Source organism: Ferruginibacter sp. HRS2-29 (assembly GCF_024343615.1).
Lineage (GTDB): Bacteria > Bacteroidota > Bacteroidia > Chitinophagales > Chitinophagaceae > Ferruginibacter.
The window spans coordinates 65625-84061 of the sequence record NZ_RJUB01000008.1 but is presented as its reverse complement, the minus strand read 5'-3'; the positions used below and the strand labels follow the sequence as shown (position 1 = coordinate 84061).

Genomic DNA, 18437 nt, shown 5'->3' with positions numbered 1-18437 from the left:
GCTTCAACATGACAAGATCCGGCAGTTGGTCGGTTGTCAGTTGTCCGTGGTCAACACATAATTATGAACAACGTTTTACATATAGTCTGGTTGATACCAATTTTGCCGCTGATCGGTTTTCTTATCAACGGACTTTTCAGGAATTCCCTTTCCAAATCCGTTGCCGGCTTTGTGGGCAGTGCTGTGATCCTGGCATCTTTCGCATTAAGTATTTTTGCTTTTCTCCAGGTCAAAAGTGGAAATACACACCTGGCCCATTATTTCAACCTGATCAATATTGATGCATTGCGCATCGGCTTCGATTTTAAGATCGATCAGTTATCCTCTTTGTTCCTCCTTATCATCACGGGTGTTGGTTTCCTCATTCATGTATATTCCACTTCCTACATGCACGAAGAACCATCGAAGGATTTTGCAAAATATTTTGCTTACCTCAACCTGTTCGTATTCTCCATGTTATTGCTGGTGATGGGTGGAAACTATATCATCATGTTCATCGGCTGGGAAGGCGTAGGGCTTTGCTCTTACCTGCTCATCGGTTTCTGGTTTAAGAATAATGATTACACCAATGCTGCAAAAAAAGCATTCATCATGAACCGTATCGGTGACCTTGGTTTCCTGCTGGCCGTTTTCTGGCTCATCAGTAAAATAGGTACGGTAAGTTATGATGAAGTATTTTCCGCAACCAGCCTCGCTAAATTATCCACAACCGATATCACCGGCATTACTTTATTGTTCTTTGTAGGCGCAACCGGTAAAAGTGCACAGATACCTTTATATACCTGGTTGCCCGATGCAATGGCCGGTCCTACGCCGGTGAGTGCACTCATACATGCCGCTACCATGGTTACTGCAGGTATCTACATGATTGCCCGCAGCAGCATCCTTTATTCGATGGCGCCCGTTACACAATGTGTGGTTGCGATTGTTGGGTTGTCAACTGCTATTCTCGCTGCTACTATCGCATTGAAACAAAATGATATCAAAAAAGTACTCGCTTATTCAACAGTGAGCCAGTTGGGTTATATGTTCCTCGGCCTGGGCGTTGGAGCTTACACCGGCGCAGTGTTCCATGTGATGACACATGCTTTCTTCAAAGCATTATTATTCCTCGGTGCAGGTAGTGTCATTCATGCTATGGGTGGCGAACAGGATATGCGCAACATGGGTGGTTTGAAAAAACACATGCGCATTACACACCTGACTTTCCTGTTGGGATGTATCGCTATCGCAGGTATTCCTCCATTCTCTGGTTTCTTCAGTAAGGATGAAATACTGGCTGCCGCTTTTGAAGCGAGCCCGGTATTTTGGGTCATCGGTGTAGCGGGCGCAATGATGACTGCGTTCTACATGTTCCGTTTATACGGCATGACATTCCTCGGAAAATTCCGCGGTACGCATGAGCAGGAGCATCATCTGCACGAAAGCCCCGCTGCTATCACATTCCCATTGATCGTATTGGCGATACTCGCTGTGTTCGGCGGTTTTGTTGGTATCCCCGAAGTATTCGTACATGGTGGGCATAAACTGGCAGAATTTCTCGCACCGGTATTTGCACAGACCAACGCTTATGTAAGTTCTCATCATGCACATGAAGCATTGAGCCATAATACAGAATATATCCTGATGGGCACATCGGTATTACTTGCGCTGGTTGCATTATCTTATGCAATTAATAAGTTCAGCAAATATCAGAAAACGGAAACCGCTTCAACAGGTCTTGCAAAAGTGCTGGAAAATAAGTGGTACGTGGATGAATTATACGATGCGGTAATTGTAAAGCCATTGAGATCTTTAAGCGCTTTCTTCAATAATGTGATTGAGAAGAAAGGGATCGACGGGTTGGTGAACGGAGTAGGCAAAGCCGTTAACTACGGAGGCCGGCAGCTACGCTGGATTCAGAGCGGACAGGTAGGGGCTTACGTACTGCTGATGGTCATTGGAATGTTGGTTTTATTTATCATACAATTTTTTGTAAAAAATATATAAATGCTGGGTACTTATACTACTTTTCCTGAATTACTGATACTGGTGCCAATGCTGGCAGGAGTGATCTGTTTTTTTCTTGGTAAGAATAACGCTGCAAAAAATGTTGCGTTGTTTGCATCCATTGTTACGTTATGTATTTCCCTGGCAAGCCTTTGTTATGCGGATGAAAAATTCGCGAAATACAATACCGTTAGTTATATCTGGCTGAAATATATCGGCAGCACCTACCTGGTTGGCCTCGATGCTACCGGCCGTATGCTCACGCTGCTTACAGCCATCGGTTTCCCTTTGATCTTTGTAGCTACTTATAAAAATGATTATAAGAACAGCGCATCTTTTTATGGACTGATGTTGCTCACCCAGGCTGGCCTGATGGGCGTGTTCTGCGCTATGGATGCATTGGTGTTTTACTTCTATTGGGAGCTTGCTTTGATCCCGGTGTATTTCCTCTCAAGCAAATGGGGGGGCGAAAAGAGGATTCAGGCTACTTTTAAATTCTTCGTATACACATTCGCGGGATCGTTGCTGATGCTCATTGGAATCATTTACGTTTACCTGCATACTCCCGGAAGAGTATTTGAAGACGGAACCACTTCTGCACATTCTTTCTCAATAAATGCTTTTTATCAGGCTAAGCTGGCGGTCTCCGATCAGGCCTGGGTATTCTGGTTGTTCTTTGTAGCATTCGCTATTAAGATGCCTATCTTCCCTTTTCATACCTGGCAGCCGGATGCATACGATCAATCTCCAACATCGGTTACAATGGTGCTCAGTGGTATCATGGTAAAGATGGGGCTTTTCGGCGTGTTGCGCTGGTTGATACCGATCTTCCCCGCTGCAACCAAAGAATATGCACACCTGATCATGATACTTTCCATCATCGGGATCATTTATGCAAGTTGCATCGCCATCGTGCAGGATAACCTGAAAAAACTGGTGGCATATTCCTCCATCGCTCACATCGGACTCATGTGTGCGGCTATTTTCGCCATGAATGCAATAAGTGTTCAAGGGGTTTTGTTGCAGATGTTCAACCATGGTATCAATATCATTGGTTTGTGGATCGTTGTAGATCAGCTGGAGAAAAAAACAGGGGTAAAAGAAATATCCAAACTTGGTGGTGTGGCGCACAAAGCACCGGTACTGACCATTTTACTGGTGATCATCGCGCTGGCAAATATCGCACTACCGCTTACCAATGCATTTGTAGGAGAGTTTATGATGTTTGCAGGCGTATGGCAGTACAACCATTGGTATGCTGCGATTGCCGGTATAAGCATCATACTTGCCGCGGTGTACACGCTCAACATGATCCAAAAGGTTTTTTATGGAGAAACAAAACCTCTTACAGAATCGATCAAGGACATCGCTTTACATGAGAAAGTGATCCTTTCAGTAATAGTGGTTTGTATTTTCATGATGGGTGTATACCCTCAGCCGATGATCGATCTTACAAAACATGCTGTAAAGGTATTGCTTACGATAAATCAATAAGATAGTAACGGTGGTATGTGGTACTGCCTTGTGAATAAAATTTTTAGAAGTCAATTATGAACGCAATTATATTTTCTGCAATCTGGGGGGTACTGATGATGTTTACCGGCGCTTTTGTACAAAGCAAAACGCTGCCTAAATATCTTGCCATTACCGGCGCTGCATTGTTGTTCCTGCTCAACGGCATCGAACTTTACAACGGCACCCCTATCTTCAACATCAACGGAATGAACATGCTTGCTATCACAAGCATGAACCTTACTTTCCTGGAAGTGATATTTGCAGCAACCCTTCTTTTCTTTATGCTCAGCGGGCGTGATGTGGAAAGAGTAGGAGAGCACGTGTCTGAATATTTTGCGTTGATCTTCTTCGTGCTTTGCGGCGTGTCACTTTCTTCTACTTACAACACCTTATTATTATTGTTCCTTGGTATTGAGATCATGTCCATACCATTATATGTACTAACGGGAGCGGATAAACGAAATTTGAAAAGTAATGAAGCATCCTTGAAATACTTTTTGATGGGCGCTTTTTCTACAGGCATATTACTGATGGGGATCGCTTTTATTTATGGAGGAAATACCAATGCGTCATTCTACATCGATCAGATCCATCTGGGTGTAGGTAAAATGCCCGTGATGATCACCGTTGGTGTGGTTCTGCTCATCATTGCACTATCATTTAAAGTTTCTGCAGCGCCTTTTCATTTCTGGACGCCGGATGTGTACGATGGCGCGCCCACCGTATTCACATCTTTCATGAGTACTATCGTGAAGGCTGCAGGTTTTTTCGCTTTCATCCGTTTGTTCAAGACATCATTTGGACCTGTACAGGGGCAATGGCAAAACCTGATCGTATTCATCACCGTCGCTACCATGCTCATCGGTAATGTTACGGCAGTATTCCAGCAAAGCGTAAAACGTATGCTGGCTTATTCCAGCATCGCCCAGGCAGGTTTCATGCTGCTCGCACTTTTTGCCCTCAACCAGACAGCCGATGATGGTATCATATTATACTCAGCTGCCTATAGCCTTGCCACCATCGGCATATTTGCCATACTCATCAAAATGAACGATTACACCATCGAAGGTTTTAATGGCCTGGCAAAGCAGCAGCCATTGCTGGGACTGGTAGCAACGATCTGTCTGTTGTCTCTGACAGGTATCCCGCTTACCGCAGGGTTCACCAGTAAATTTTTCATGCTTACGGCAGCTGTTGAGAACGGCCATAAATTCTGGGTTGTGATTGTGGCGGTAATTTTCGCTGCCATCAGTGCTTATTATTATTTCAGGGTGATACAGGCGATCTATTTTAAAGAACCTTCGTCTGCGGAACCGGTAATAGATGCAGAAAGAGTGAGTGGTTCATTTAAGATATTGCTGGCCATCACTGCTATCCTGATCCTGATTCTTGGTATCTATCCGGAGATATTGATAGGCTGGGCACACCACTAACTACTGCCGTTCATAAAAACTATTGTGTCGTTCTTCTGTATGGTATTATCTTTAATATAATATTCGAGCGATGACATACAAGAATTCCTTAGCACTTTCGTGGAAAAATGTTAGAAGCAACCGGCTTCGCACTGCCATTACGGTCATCATCATGGCGTTGGGCATATTCGCCCTTATTCTTATCATCACCGCCATCAAGGCAGCGAGTAATAGCCTTACGTCCAGCTTTTCCACCATGGGGGCCAATTCGTTTGGTATCCGCTATCGCGATCGTAATATCCGTTTCGGCGGCGGCGGTGGCAGCAGCCAGAAGACCAAAAAATCTGCACAGCAAAATAAAACTTCCAATACCGGTATCCCTATCAGCTACGACGAAGCAAGGTTGTTCAAAGAAAGATTCAGTTTTCCCTCTTCCAAGGTTGGTATCTCATTGCGTGGCCCTGCTTCCATAGTGGTTAATACCAATATAACCAAGACCAACCCCGATGTAAATACGTTCGGCGGTGATGATAATTACCTGGAGATAAACGGTTATAAGCTTGCATACGGCCGCAACTTTACCGCTTCGGAAGTAGAGACCGGCAGGAATGTTTGTATGCTCGGTAGCGCTGTTGCCGAAAAATTATTTCCGGTCAATCCTTCAAAAGCGATCGATGCCATTGTAAACGTCAACCATATTCCCTATCGGGTGATAGCGGTGCTGGAAGAAAAAAGTTCCAGTGCATTTTTTAATACCAGCAGGGTCGTGATCACTACCTATAATAATATCCGAAGGATGCAATCTTCGCAGAATGCGAACTATAATATCGCCGTTATGGTGTCTGACCTGAAGTTGATGGATGTGGCTACCGGCGAAGCAAAGGGGATTTTCCGCCCCATCCGCAAGTTGTCTGTTGCGGATGATGATAACTTTTTCATCGACAAAAGTGACAGTATCGCCGAAGCTTTTTTAACCAACCTCGGGTTCCTGGAAAGTGGCACATTGGGCATCGCATTTATCACACTCATCGGAGCAGCCATCGGGCTCATGAATATCATGCTCGTAGCTGTTAATGAACGTACTAAAGAGATTGGTCTTACCAAAGCGCTGGGCGGTACGAAGAAGGACATCCGTTCCCAGTTTCTGTTTGAATCCCTCCTTATAAGCCTGATGGGAGCCATAGCGGGAATCATTGCCGGCATACTCATCGGTAACCTGGTGGCACTCTTATTGCATACCGGTTTTGTAGTGCCCTGGGGATGGGTGGCTATCGCGATAATTGTTTGCTCATTAGTAGGCTTAGCAGCAGGACTTTACCCTGCATACAAAGCATCCAACCTTGATCCGATAGTCGCACTCCGGTACGAGTAAGATGCAGGCTCCGCAAGGCTGATGCAGCGCTCCGGCATTTTCCACAATCATATTAAAAAATAAAAATTTAATTTCAGCGCGCTTTTTGAATTGGATTATTTTATTAACTTGTGCGTTCCGTCCGAAATACCTTAAGAAAATCAGTATTTGTATTTTATTTTTTCATAGCATTGTGTAATTAATTTATTTAAAAAGTAATTAAAATCTTCACTTTCTAAAAATTCGAATTTTATGGCAGAGACAAAACCAACTGCAACAGTTAAACCAGTGACCTCAGTTCAGGCGAAAAAATCAGGTAATTCTATTTCATGGATAGCCCCTGTAGTTTGTATTCTAATCGGGTATGTTATCTGGAGGTTTTTACTAGGTAGTGCATCTAATTTTAAAGTGGCACACGGAGAAGGTTTCTGGCCAGAACGTGAAGGGCCTAAAAATGCTATTTACAATATGTACCTGGGAGGTATTGTGGTACCGGTATTGATTGGTACTTTCTTAACAGCTATCACTTTCATCGTTGAAAGGTTCCTTACAATCGCAAAAGCAAACGGTACTGGTAACAATGCGGATTTCGTTCGCAAAGTACAATATCACCTTGCCAATAAAAATGTTGATGCTGCCCTTGCAGAATGCGACAAACAAAAAGGTTCTGTTGGTAACGTTATGAAAGCAGGTCTGCACCGCTACAAAGAAATGATCAACAACAACGAATTGAATACAGAACAGAAAGTACTGGCTATTCAGAAAGAAGTGGAAGAAGCAACAGCTCTCGAACTTCCTATGCTGGAAAAGAACCTGGTTTTCTTATCAACTATCGCTTCTATCGCAACCCTGTTAGGTCTGTTCGGAACGGTATTGGGTATGATCCGTTCGTTCTCTGCATTGGGTGAAGATAGCGGCGGTGGCGCAGCAGCAGGTAAACTGTCTCAGGGTATCTCTGAAGCGTTGTATAATACTGCATTGGGTATCGGTACATCTGCCTTTGCGATCATTTTCTACAACATGTTCACAACCAAGATCGATGGCATCACTTACGGTATCGATGAAAGTGGGTTTACTTTAACACAGTCTTTTGCTTCCCTGTACAAATAATTGTATGGAAATATCAAGAGATCGTATCTAAGTAACATCATTTTTAAAACAAAAAGAAATGCCAAAAGTTAAAATACCACGAAAGAGTACCATCGTAGATATGACTGCGATGTGTGATGTGGCCTTTCTGTTGTTGTCGTTCTTCATTTTGGCAACAAAGCAAAAACCACCGGAAGTGCTCGCGGTTACTCCACCGAACTCTGTGTCGGCTACCGCGGTACCTGATAAATCAATAGTGATCACACTTACCGCAGATGGAAGAACTTTCCTGATGCTGGGTGACGATACTAAAAAAGCAGATATTTTAAAGAATATCAATGATACGAAAGCCCTCGGTCTTACTCCGGCAGAATTAGCTAAATGGAACAAAGAACAATTCATCGGCGTTCCTTTTAACCAGGTTAAATCTTACCTGGATGCGGCAGTGCCTCCGGCAGCCAGCGCTTTGCCTGGTATCCCTACCGATACCGCCAACAACCAGATGATCGATTGGGTCCGCAGCATCACCAATGTGTATGCAGGTGGGGACCAGACGGTTCTTCAGAAAATGTTGCTGGTAAAAGGGGATAACGAAGCCAAATACCCGACTTTCAGGAACATCAAGGAAGCATTCAAAAAGAATGAGATCTATAAGTTCAGGATTGTAACAAACGGGCAGGCAGTACCTGTAGGCTCCGAACTGTACAATGACAACAAAAACGGCGGTTCAGGCGAAAAATAATTTTTAAATTACTAAAAAGAAAGCGACATGGCAGAATTAGATACCTCGTCCGGCGGCGGCCATAAGAAAGGGCCGGGCGTGAAAAAAGGAAAGAAACTATCCACCAGGGTAGATCTTACCCCGATGGTGGATCTCGGATTCCTGTTGGTTACCTTCTTCGTATTTACAACAACAATGGCTCAGAGTACAGCAATGAACATGAATGAGCCAAAAGATGATAAGGAAAAGGAAAAGAAAGTAAAAAATTCCGGCGCTATGACAATCCTTCTTGGAAAGTCTGACCAGGTTTATTACTATTACGGGCAATTGGAAGCCGCTACAATCAGCGATCAATTCAAAAGTACCGATTTCAAAAACATCCGTAACCTGATCGTTGAGAAGAAGAAATCAACACCATTGGACGATCTGATGTATATCATCAAATCGGATGATTCCTCTACGTTTAAAAATGCAATCAACATCCTCGATGAAATGACCATTTCGGGTGTGAAAGCAGGACATTACGCGGAAGTTGTAATGACACCGACGGAAAAGGAATTAATCAAAAAGACTGAGGAAGCAAATGGTATAAAATAGGTTTGTGGACTCCGGAAGTATTTTGAATCTAATAACAAACGACATTTAATAATGGAAGCAAATAAAATTTTAAACGCTGACATCCTCGATATCATCTTCGAGGGTAAGAACAAAGACTACGGCGCTTACGATCTGCGGAAGACATACAATAAACGTATGGTAAAATCGCTGATCGTAACAGGAGCAATCCTGCTACTGGTGTTCATCGGGTCTATCGTTTACAGCCAGCTTACCAAAACCTCAGACAAAGACGTCTTCGACGTAAAAGATACTGAGTTGGCGCAGGTTAAGGACGAAGCACCACCACCACCACCGCCGCCACCACCACCACCAACACCACCGCCACCACCAGAGATTAACCAGGTACAGTTTACACCGCCTAAGATCGTAAAGGATGAAGAAGTGAAACCTGAAGAAAAGATCGAAGAGATCAAAGAAGATCAGACCATCAGTACAAAAACTGTGGAATCTGATAACAAGGTTCAGATCGTTCAGGCTCCTGTGGAAGATAAAGGTACACAGGTAGTGGAAGTGCCAAAAACAAATGACGACGAAAACAAGATCTTTAATAAAGTAGAGGTAGAAGCCGAATTCCCTGGTGGATCTGCAGCCTGGACACGTTACATCCGTAACAACCTGAATGCAAACGCCCCCGTAGACAATGGCGCCCCTCCGGGAACTTACCAGGTGATCGTTCGTTTCATCGTAAGTAGAGATGGTACCATCAGCGATGTAACACCTGAAACCAAATTCGGTTACGGAATGGAAGAAGAAGCTGTGAAGATTATCAAGAAAGGGCCGAAATGGACACCCGCTTTACAGAATGGCCGTAACGTAAACGCTTACCGCCGTCAGCCTATCACTTTCGTGGTAGCGGAAGAATAAGAAATAAAAATCAATCATAAAACCTCCCGATTTAACGGGAGGTTTTTTTATGGAATAAACTGCCGTAAACATCTTTATAAAAAAATATACTATGGCAGAAATTACCACTAACAGCAGCAGTAAACAAAAAGGCGGCGTGAAAAGGATGATCAAAAAAAGTACCCGCGTCGATCTTACCCCAATGGTTGATCTCGGTTTTTTACTCGTCACATTTTTTGTATTCACCACCACTATGGCAGAACCTAAAGCGATGAAGATCGTAATGCCAAATGACCAACATGAGGGTGGAGTGGATAAGATATGTGAGACCTGCGCCCTCACCGTCGTGCTGGGAGATAACAACAAGATACTTTACTATGAAGGACTGGATGAGAATGCCGTATACAAACAGACCGATTACACTGCGGAAGGTATCCGGAGTATTATCGTTCGAAAAAAAGCAGCCGTAAAAAAAGCGCTTGGCCAGGACAGGATGATGCTGATCATCAAAGCATCCGACGGGGCTTCCATGAAGAACCTCGTGAATGTGATCGACGAATCTGCCATCAGTTCCGTAAAACGATATTATATGGCTGAACTTAAGCCTAAGGATAAAGAAGCGCTTCAGTAGCTTATACAGATGCGGCAGAGCCTTAGTATCTTTGCAGCATGATCAACAAACTTTCGGGATGGGGCGATACGATTGCAGCGATTGCGACAGCGCCAGGAATAGGGGCCATTGCTACCATACGATTAAGCGGTGTGGATAGCTTCTCCATCATCGACCGCTTATTTCCTTCAAAAAAAATATCAGGACAAAAAACACATACGCTCCATGTGGGCATTCTTTCATTAAAAGGGAAAGCGATCGATGAAGTGGTGGTGGCTGTATTCAAAGGCCCCAAAAGTTATACCGGCGAAGATATCATCGAGATCAGCTGCCATGGAAGCATATTCATACAGCAACAGATCCTGAGCGCCTGCATCGAAGAAGGGGCAAGGCTTGCCCGACCCGGTGAATTTACCCAGCGTTCTTTTTTGAACGGAAGAATGGATCTCACACAGGCGGAAGCCGTAGCCGACCTGATCGCATCGAACACGAAAGCTTCTCAAAAAAATGCCTTGAACAATATCCGTGGCGGATTCTCGGGGCAGCTGAAAGAAATGCGGGACCAATTGATACAGTTTGCGGCATTGATAGAACTCGAACTCGACTTCGCAACAGAAGATGTAGAGTTTGCCGACAGGACAAAATTCTATGAATTGATCCGGCATATCGATACAACAACAACCCGTTTGATCGATTCGTTCCAATTGGGCAATGTGATAAAGAATGGCATCAGCGTAGCCATCATCGGTAAACCCAATGCCGGAAAATCGACACTGCTGAATACTTTGCTCAATGACAACAGGGCCATCGTAAGCGAGATCGCCGGTACTACCCGCGATACGATAGAAGAAGTGCTGAATATCAGAGGCATCCTTTTCAGGCTGATCGATACGGCTGGCATCCGTTCGCACAGCAACGATGTCATAGAAAATATTGGTATAGAAAAAAGCCTGGAAAAAATGAAAAGCGCTGATGTGGTGCTGTACATTTTTGATGTGAATGAAGAAACCAGCGAAATGATTCAGCAGCAGGTAAATGCTTTTAAAGAGGCCGGTATTAACTATCTGCTGGTGGCTAATAAATCCGATCTTGATATCATTTCACCACTTACATTGTCCGGCGAAACGATCTATCACATTTCCGCAAAGAACAAGATCAACATCGATCAGCTGACCAATGCTTTGTACGATACCACCGTTCAGGGTACGTTGGAAGAAGACAGTAGTATGGTGACCAATATCAGGCATTATGAAGCATTGCAAAAAGTAAAAATAACGCTTACCGATATCATCAACGGGCTCGATCAGCAGCTTTCAGGCGATCTGCTGGCGCTGGAAATAAGAAGCTGCCTTTACTACCTGGGAGAAATAACCGGTGAGATCACCAATGAGGATAAGCTCGATTTTATCTTCAGCAAGTTTTGTATCGGAAAATGATTACCCTGCGGCATAATCTTAATTTTTTATTCGCTGCATTTAAGTAACTACATCCATAAACTAAAAGAGGTAAGATCATCGATCTTACCTCTTTTAGTTTATGGAAACAAGCTTGTCTTATTGCACTACAAATTTCTCAGAGCTGGTAAACGTGTCCTGGATAATGCGGACAATATACACACCCTTTGAAAGTTTGCCCGTTTCAATCTGTTTGTAGCCATTGGATGGAGCAGTCCATTTTTCCAATAACTGCCCGGCCTGGTTGTACAACACGCCAGTATATGTTCCCTGGCTTCTTGCAGACCCTGTGTAGACCGTTACTATTTCACCACCCCTTACCAATGCGGGGCGAATGGTGGTTACCGTGGTATTTCCGAAGTTAACAAACACTACAGGGCTGTATTTGAACACCCCGTCATTGTCAATTATTTTCAAACGGTAATAACCCTTTTCCATAAAATTCCTTGCATTCACATCGGTATAAGCATATCGGCCCGATGGGCTGTTATTTGCAGGAACATTACCGATGGTCGAAAAAGAAGAGGAATTATCAGAAGAGCGCTGAATTTCAAACCTGTTGACATTTACCTGGTTTTCGCTGATCCATGCAAGTTTGGTATTGCCACCTTCAGGAACCGCGGTAAAAGAAACGAGGTTCAGCGGTAATATATTTGACGGGAAGACCAGGATATACAATGTTGCATTTGTACAAACTGATGGGCTGCCATTATCACACGTCTGGTAAGGGAAATTTACCGGGCCGCTGAAGCCGGTTACAGGGGTAAAGGTATAAGCCCCAGTTGTAGCAAGAGAAAGTGTGCCTTTTCCTGTAATGGTCGTGTTTTGTGCGGTTACAGTCTGCACATTGCTTTCAGGGTCAGAATCATTGTTTTTTACATTGCCCGACACCGCCGTATTTAATGGGGTACTGTTGTAATCATCCGCAGCCACTGTAGAGTTAGCAGTACCTGCTGGGATGATGGTGATGATCTGCCTGGCCGTAGCGCATTTTGGCGTTGGAGTGGACAGGTCACATACCTGGTAAGTTAAAGTATCATAACCTGTATAACCTGTAGTAGGTGTAAAGGTTATTTGCCCGGTGGTGGTATTTACACTTGTGGTGCCATGCAATGGCGCCACCGTTACCGTTACCGAAGCCGGATTTAAAACAACGGTTGAGTTGTTGCCCGCTTTATCATTGGCCAGTGTGTTCAACGTCACAGCGGTATTGATAGGTGTGGTGGCCATATCGGTGTTGGCAAAAGGATTATTTGTAATGAGAGCAGGCTCGCTTACCGTAATTATCAGGTCTACCAAAGCGCAATCTGGTACAACTACGCTGCCAGGGCACATAGGCACTGTAAACCTGAAGACACCGGCTACTGCCGAAGTAAAGCTGTAAGTGCCATCTGAATTGATGGTAGGAACTGCAGGGCCGGGATTACCTGGTTTTGCAGTCGCTGTTCCATATGTAGTGCCCGTAGGTTTGATATCGTTTGTTCCAACATTGCCCGTAACTGCTGTGTTTACAAAAGTGGCATTCAGATCTGGTGGTACTTTTACGCACCTTGTGTACGAAACAGAAGTGAAGCCCAGGGTCACAGTACTGTTAGAATTATCAGACTTTCCACTGGTCATCACGATCCTTGTTATCTGGCCAGGGATAGTAAGCGTTATCCTGTTGGTGTTTACAGAAGTGCCCCCTGCGGTATTATTACCGGTAAGTGTATTTCCATTGGAGATAACTATTACTCCCGTGTTACCGGGATCGGCTACGTTATCGCTGAAGTTAGCGGCAGAAATGGTAACGGGTGTAGCGCCATTGAATGCGTTGATGATCACCTGATCGAGGTTGTTGAGGCCTGCACAACGAAGGCTGAAGTTAGTAACAGGCTCCGCAAACTGTATAGTGTAAGTAGCTGCATTTGCCGAAGTGGCATTGTCGGTACTGGTAGGCTGTACATAGATGTAGTTACCTACTGTAGCATCGTTTTGGACCTGAACACCCCCTGACCAGACAGCAGTTCCGGCTACAGCGCCTGTAAAACTGAACATTCCGCTACTAAGGTTGTTGATAACACCCGTAGACGTTGTGCTGGTGTTAAAGGCCGTGTTCAAAGGATAGTTAGGGGTATTGATGGTGGAGGTTCCTCTTACCGTGGCCGGCGTACATTGCGAAAAAGCCAGGTGATACCCTAACGAGAGGAAGAGTAAAGCATAAATTTTTTTCATGGATGATTTTTTGTTTTAAGGAAATTTTGCGGGCGCAAAATACAAATTTCATATTGATTATACTGTAAATAAAGTGTCAACTTCGATTTTTATCTCCGGCTCTGGGTCTGAAGTATGTTAGTAGTCAATAAAATTTATCATTTATCAACTAAAAGATTTTACGGGATTGTGCATAGCGCTTTCACTTTCCTGATCAGAATGATCTTCGCAAAATAGCCTGGCCGTTTATTTTAGTGGCCGGTAATATTAACGAAGCATTTCTTACAATACTTCTGCATAATAAGTAATTTGCATAAAATTTACCCGAAACACCCCGGTATGAAATTGAAAATTTTTACACTTATTATTCTTACTTCTATCACATTCTTTTCCTGTACCAATAAAAAAAAGGACAAGGAAGTTCCTGAAGTTGTGGCTATAGAAGAAAAATTCGAGGAGTTTCATCCTGAAGAATTTAAAGCTGAAGCCAATATCACACCAAGGGATTACAGCATCGATACCACCAATTCTTACAGCCGTATATTTTTCGACAGCAGTTCGCTGGTAAAGTACCTGGTGGATAATAAGATCGACGCTTCAGTGGGCTCCAGGATGATCAGTTTTTACAATGCCCGTAACTACCAGTTTTCCTGGTTTTCCAAGGATGGCCCAACCGAGCAGGCACGCGGCTTCTGGAACATGCACAGTTACCTCACCACTTATGCCAATGGCAAAAGCCTTATCGATAGTGTGTTGCAAAAGCGGATGGATAATTACGTGGCAGATGATGATACGGCTACCAGATGGACTTCCAGGGATCCGGTACTGCTAAATACCGAATTGAAGATGACGCATCATTATATCATGTTCGCGCTACTGAATTATGATAAAGGTTTTGTGGAACGCAAAGAACTCGAAAGTTTCATTCCTGTAAGAAAACAACATCCGGATTCGCTTGTAAGCAACCTGCTGGATGCAGAGAACCAGGATAAAAAATATTACGAAGGAGTAAACCCTTCCTACAAAAAATTAAAAGAGCAACTTGTAAAATATGTGGAAATACAAAAGAACGGCGGCTGGCCGAAACTATCTGTCAATGCCAAAGAATTTGCTTCGGCCGATACGTCAAAACAGATAGCCATACTGAAAGAGCATTTGTTCATAACCGGCGATCTCGCGGTAAACGACAGTACGGAATTTTTCAACGAAGAGCTTGATTCTGCTGTCAGGAAATTCCAGGTACGGCATGGTTACAAGCCTACCGGTAAACTTACCGACAACCAGATCAAAGACCTGAACGTGCCGGTGGAAAAAAGGATATCGCAGATCCTCATCAACCTGAGTCGTACACAATGGCTGGTGAGCGAACCCGAAGGGAAACTCATCACCGTTAATATTCCCGAATTCATTCTGCATGTAAAAGATGGCAAGACAAAAGTATTCGACATGGTAGTGGTGGTAGGGAAGCAGGGGAGCAAAACAACCATGTTTACCGGCAACCTCAACACTGTTGTATTCAGTCCGTACTGGAATGTGCCTTACAGCATTTCTAAAAAAGAAATTGCGCCCGGTATAGCCCGCAGCGGCAATGCTTATTTAGCCAGGCAAAATATGGAAGTGGTGGGTAGCTGGGGCAATGGTATCCCCCGTGTAAGGCAAAAACCCGGCGGCAATAATTCATTGGGAAGGGTGAAGTTCCTTTTTCCTAACAGCTACGATATTTATTTTCACGATACCCCTTCAAAAGGATTGTTCAAGAACGACAAACGTGCATATAGCCATGGTTGCATCCGCCTGAGCGAACCGGCGAAAATGGCGAATTACCTGCTGCAATCCGATACCTCCTGGAATGCCGGAAAGATCGACTCAGCCATGCATCTCAACAAGGAAAAGTATGTGAGGATAAAACCTGCGGTACCGGTACTCATCACCTATTACACCGCCTGGGTAGATGATGAAGGGCTGCTGCATTTTGCAGATGATATTTACGGGCACGATAAAGACCTCACAGCAAAAATGTTTAAGAAATAGAAAGCAGACGACTGACGAGCGACGACCGACGAGCCCTATGTCTGACGAGGCCAACCGGATAAAGTTTGAAAATATTTACAGAGCGGAATCCTGAAGAAATGTCTGTGATCTATCGTCTGTGGTCGGTGGTCGTTCATCGGTCGTCTGCCCTCAGCTTAGTCTTATGCCCCCGTCTTCAAATGTTATCTTCTTCTGCCTGTACAGATTTCCCGTGGTCATCTTGAAGGTCTTTTTGCTCATGCCGAAAAATTCATAGATCGCTTCCGGATCGGATTTATCGTGGTAAGGTAGAAAACCATTATTTTCTTTTAACAACCGGATGATCTTTTCTGTTTCGTCTTCCACGCGTGCATATCCCGGCTTGCCGGCAGCAACATCGATCTTGTTATCTGCAGGGTAGATCTTTTTGATGAACCCTTTGAATTTATCGCCTTCGCCAATGGTGCGGTAGATCTCGTTGAAATGTAATACCCCGGTATGTTGGTTATTGATGATCATCAGGTAGCCGATATCGGTACGGCGAAAAACGATGAGGTCTACCACATCCAGTTCTTTTACCGTCAGCTGATCATTGCCCAGGTCCTGCTCGATCCGCTCGGTAGCGGCAATCCTTCCTGTCTGCTCATCAAGATAGATCTTCACCAGGTATTCACCATTTGGCCGCATGCCCACCAGTTGCTGGGATTTTGGAACGAAAAGATCTTTCATCAACCCGAAATCGAGAAAAGCCCCCTGCGGGGTAACGGTAACTGCCCTTAGTTTTACAATATCTCCCAAAACGCCGAGAGGTTGTTGTGTAGTGGCGATCAGCCTGCCCTCGCTGTCGTGGTAGATGAATACTTTTATTTCATCGCCGGGTTTCGTATTGGCAGGCACAAACCTCTTAGGTAACAATATGCCTTCCCCGCCATCGTCGAGGTATACCCCGAAATCCACTTCGCGTAATACTTTCAATAAATTATATTCTCCGACTTTAATCATAATCTTTTTTTTATTTGTACCAGGAGGTATAGCTATCTTCTGCTCTTTATCCTTTGTGTCAGCCGATAAGATAAAATTCAGGCTGACACAATTTGTGTCAACCAAAAAAAATAAAATCGATCCGACACGATCTGTGTCAACCAGGAAAATTAAAATCCATCCGACACGATTTGTGTCAGACGTATTAAGCTGAATTTAAATTGTCACACGTCTGCTGCAATACTTCCAAAGCGTCTTATCAGGAAGATGCCTGACCATTTCGCCAAAGTACCCGAATTTTTACGAAATACGCTAATTTCTTTCGTATATACCGGCCCTATGCCTGCTTTTAACCGGCATTCTAACTATATTGGTTATCTTTATAACATAATTAAATACAGTATATATTTTGAAGTTTACAGAATTCGGATTTGACGATAGATTACTGGATGGCATCGATGCTTCCAATTACGATGAAGCCACCCCCGTACAGGCACAGGTAATTCCACTCATTTTGGAAGGGAGGGATATTATCGCTTCGGCGCAGACAGGAACCGGTAAAACGGCCGCTTTCCTGTTACCACTGATCAACAAAATCATTACGGCTCCGCAAAGCGGCGATGGCATCACATCCCTGGTGATAGTGCCCACCCGCGAGCTGGCTATACAGATAGCACAGCATCTGGAAGGGTTATCCTATTTTACTTCCATCAGTTCGATTGCCGTGTTTGGCGGAGGCGATGGAAATGCTTTTGTTCAGGAAAAAAAAGCGTTGAGCATGGGTGCCGACATAGTGGTGTGTACGCCCGGTAAAATGATGGCGCATATCAAAATGGGCTATGTAAAGCTTAACCAGCTCAAATACCTTGTACTGGATGAGGCCGACAGGATGCTCGACATGGGCTTTTTTGATGACATCATGTTCATCATAAAACACCTGCCGGAAAAAAGGCAGAACCTGCTTTTCTCCGCCACCATGCCGCCAAAGATCAGGCAGCTGGCACGCACCATCCTTACCAATCCGGCGGAAATAAACATCTCCATCAGCAAACCGCCTGAAAAGATCATCCAGCAGGCTTACATGGTATACGATGCACAAAAAAATCCGCTCATCATTCACCTGCTGAAAGAGAACCACCTGAAGAAAGTGGTGATATTCTGCAGCAGCAAGCTGAATGTAAAACAGCTTACCCGCGACCTCAAAAAAGCAGGCATCAAAGCCGGGGAGATACACAGCGACCTGGAGCAGGAAAGCCGCGAAGACATCCTCATGCAATACCGCAGCGGAAGATTACCGGTGCTGGTAGCTACGGATATCCTCAGCCGTGGCATAGATATCGACAACATCGAGCTGGTGATCAACTTTGATGTGCCGCACGATGGTGAAGATTATGTACACCGCATCGGGCGTACCGCGAGGGCCGAAGCCGACGGTACTGCCTTCACGTTGGTGAGTGTAAAAGAACAACGCAAATTTTTATCGATAGAAAAATTACTGGAAAAAGAAGTGCCCAAGATGCCTTTGCCCGAAATATTCGGCGAGCAGCCGGCTTACAACCCCGTATTTGAAAAGAGATCATCGGGAGGTAAGAAGCGCAGCTTCCAGCATAAAGGCACCCGAAACAAATAATGAGTTGCATAGGTTCAATCG

Annotated in this window: 14 protein-coding genes; 12 read left to right on the top strand and 2 right to left on the bottom strand. The window is 44.3% G+C overall.

Annotated features, from left to right (window positions below):
• Positions 1 to 63 precede the first annotated feature (63 nt).
• The 10 genes from nuoL (at position 64) to mnmE (ending at position 11584) form a co-directional block, all read left to right on the top strand.
• Positions 64 to 1989, top strand: coding sequence for an NADH-quinone oxidoreductase subunit L (nuoL, locus tag EGI32_RS04705; RefSeq protein WP_255154218.1), 1926 nt, complete (start codon positions 64 to 66; stop codon positions 1987 to 1989).
• On the top strand, positions 1990 to 3483 hold the full coding sequence (locus EGI32_RS04700; protein WP_255154217.1) for a NuoM family protein: 1494 nt from the start codon (positions 1990 to 1992) through the stop codon (positions 3481 to 3483).
• A 56-nt stretch (positions 3484 to 3539) separates the two neighbouring features.
• Positions 3540 to 4937: an NADH-quinone oxidoreductase subunit N gene (locus EGI32_RS04695; RefSeq protein WP_255154216.1), complete on the top strand. Its 1398-nt coding sequence runs from the start codon at positions 3540 to 3542 to the stop codon at positions 4935 to 4937.
• Between the two features lie 70 nt (positions 4938 to 5007).
• Positions 5008 to 6288, top strand: coding sequence for an ABC transporter permease (locus EGI32_RS04690; protein ID WP_255154215.1), 1281 nt, complete (start codon positions 5008 to 5010; stop codon positions 6286 to 6288).
• Positions 6289 to 6519: 231 nt separating this feature from the next.
• Complete coding sequence (locus tag EGI32_RS04685; protein ID WP_255154214.1) at positions 6520 to 7377, top strand: MotA/TolQ/ExbB proton channel family protein; 858 nt, start codon at positions 6520 to 6522, stop codon at positions 7375 to 7377.
• Positions 7378 to 7435: 58 nt separating this feature from the next.
• Entirely contained in the window at positions 7436 to 8098 is a 663-nt protein-coding gene (locus EGI32_RS04680) for a biopolymer transporter ExbD (RefSeq protein ID WP_255154213.1), read from the top strand.
• 27 nt (positions 8099 to 8125) lie between these two features.
• A complete protein-coding gene (locus EGI32_RS04675) occupies positions 8126 to 8674 on the top strand; it encodes a biopolymer transporter ExbD (RefSeq protein WP_255154212.1) in 549 nt (182 codons plus the stop codon).
• Between the two features lie 51 nt (positions 8675 to 8725).
• A complete protein-coding gene (locus tag EGI32_RS04670; protein WP_255154211.1) occupies positions 8726 to 9559 on the top strand; it encodes an energy transducer TonB in 834 nt (277 codons plus the stop codon).
• A 91-nt stretch (positions 9560 to 9650) separates the two neighbouring features.
• Positions 9651 to 10169, top strand: coding sequence for a biopolymer transporter ExbD (locus EGI32_RS04665; protein WP_255154210.1), 519 nt, complete (start codon positions 9651 to 9653; stop codon positions 10167 to 10169).
• A gap of 38 nt (positions 10170 to 10207) precedes the next feature.
• Positions 10208 to 11584, top strand: a complete 1377-nt coding sequence (gene mnmE, locus EGI32_RS04660) for a tRNA uridine-5-carboxymethylaminomethyl(34) synthesis GTPase MnmE (protein WP_255154209.1) — start codon at positions 10208 to 10210, stop codon at positions 11582 to 11584.
• Between the two features lie 117 nt (positions 11585 to 11701).
• Here the strand turns inward: mnmE and EGI32_RS04655 are convergent, their stop codons facing one another.
• A complete protein-coding gene (locus tag EGI32_RS04655) occupies positions 11702 to 13816 on the bottom strand; it encodes an Ig-like domain-containing protein (RefSeq protein ID WP_255154208.1) in 2115 nt (704 codons plus the stop codon).
• A 318-nt stretch (positions 13817 to 14134) separates the two neighbouring features.
• Here EGI32_RS04655 and EGI32_RS04650 point away from each other — a divergent pair, with 318 nt between their 5' ends.
• Positions 14135 to 15826, top strand: coding sequence for a murein L,D-transpeptidase (locus EGI32_RS04650; protein WP_255154207.1), 1692 nt, complete (start codon positions 14135 to 14137; stop codon positions 15824 to 15826).
• Between the two features lie 150 nt (positions 15827 to 15976).
• On the opposite strand, the gene EGI32_RS04645 is transcribed toward EGI32_RS04650, so the two are convergent.
• On the bottom strand, positions 15977 to 16807 hold the full coding sequence (locus tag EGI32_RS04645; protein WP_255154206.1) for a S1 RNA-binding domain-containing protein: 831 nt from the start codon (positions 16805 to 16807) through the stop codon (positions 15977 to 15979).
• A 388-nt stretch (positions 16808 to 17195) separates the two neighbouring features.
• Between EGI32_RS04645 and EGI32_RS04640 the strand changes: the two genes are divergently transcribed.
• On the top strand, positions 17196 to 18416 hold the full coding sequence (locus EGI32_RS04640) for a DEAD/DEAH box helicase (protein ID WP_255154205.1): 1221 nt from the start codon (positions 17196 to 17198) through the stop codon (positions 18414 to 18416).
• Positions 18417 to 18437: the final 21 nt, after the last annotated feature.

What these genes read in the sequence shown, in the direction of transcription:
- EGI32_RS04680 (WP_255154213.1), top strand. Translation starts at nt 7,436, where the DNA reads ATGCCAAAAGTTAAAATACCACGAAAGAGTACCATCGTAGATATGACT.
- EGI32_RS04665 (WP_255154210.1), top strand. Translation starts at nt 9,651, where the DNA reads ATGGCAGAAATTACCACTAACAGCAGCAGTAAACAAAAAGGCGGCGTG.
- EGI32_RS04655 (WP_255154208.1), bottom strand. Translation starts at nt 13,816, where the DNA reads ATGAAAAAAATTTATGCTTTACTCTTCCTCTCGTTAGGGTATCACCTG.
- EGI32_RS04675 (WP_255154212.1), top strand. Translation starts at nt 8,126, where the DNA reads ATGGCAGAATTAGATACCTCGTCCGGCGGCGGCCATAAGAAAGGGCCG.
- EGI32_RS04700 (WP_255154217.1), top strand. Translation starts at nt 1,990, where the DNA reads ATGCTGGGTACTTATACTACTTTTCCTGAATTACTGATACTGGTGCCA.
- mnmE (WP_255154209.1), top strand. Translation starts at nt 10,208, where the DNA reads ATGATCAACAAACTTTCGGGATGGGGCGATACGATTGCAGCGATTGCG.
- EGI32_RS04695 (WP_255154216.1), top strand. Translation starts at nt 3,540, where the DNA reads ATGAACGCAATTATATTTTCTGCAATCTGGGGGGTACTGATGATGTTT.
- EGI32_RS04670 (WP_255154211.1), top strand. Translation starts at nt 8,726, where the DNA reads ATGGAAGCAAATAAAATTTTAAACGCTGACATCCTCGATATCATCTTC.
- EGI32_RS04685 (WP_255154214.1), top strand. Translation starts at nt 6,520, where the DNA reads ATGGCAGAGACAAAACCAACTGCAACAGTTAAACCAGTGACCTCAGTT.
- EGI32_RS04690 (WP_255154215.1), top strand. Translation starts at nt 5,008, where the DNA reads ATGACATACAAGAATTCCTTAGCACTTTCGTGGAAAAATGTTAGAAGC.
- EGI32_RS04645 (WP_255154206.1), bottom strand. Translation starts at nt 16,807, where the DNA reads ATGATTAAAGTCGGAGAATATAATTTATTGAAAGTATTACGCGAAGTG.
- nuoL (WP_255154218.1), top strand. Translation starts at nt 64, where the DNA reads ATGAACAACGTTTTACATATAGTCTGGTTGATACCAATTTTGCCGCTG.
- EGI32_RS04650 (WP_255154207.1), top strand. Translation starts at nt 14,135, where the DNA reads ATGAAATTGAAAATTTTTACACTTATTATTCTTACTTCTATCACATTC.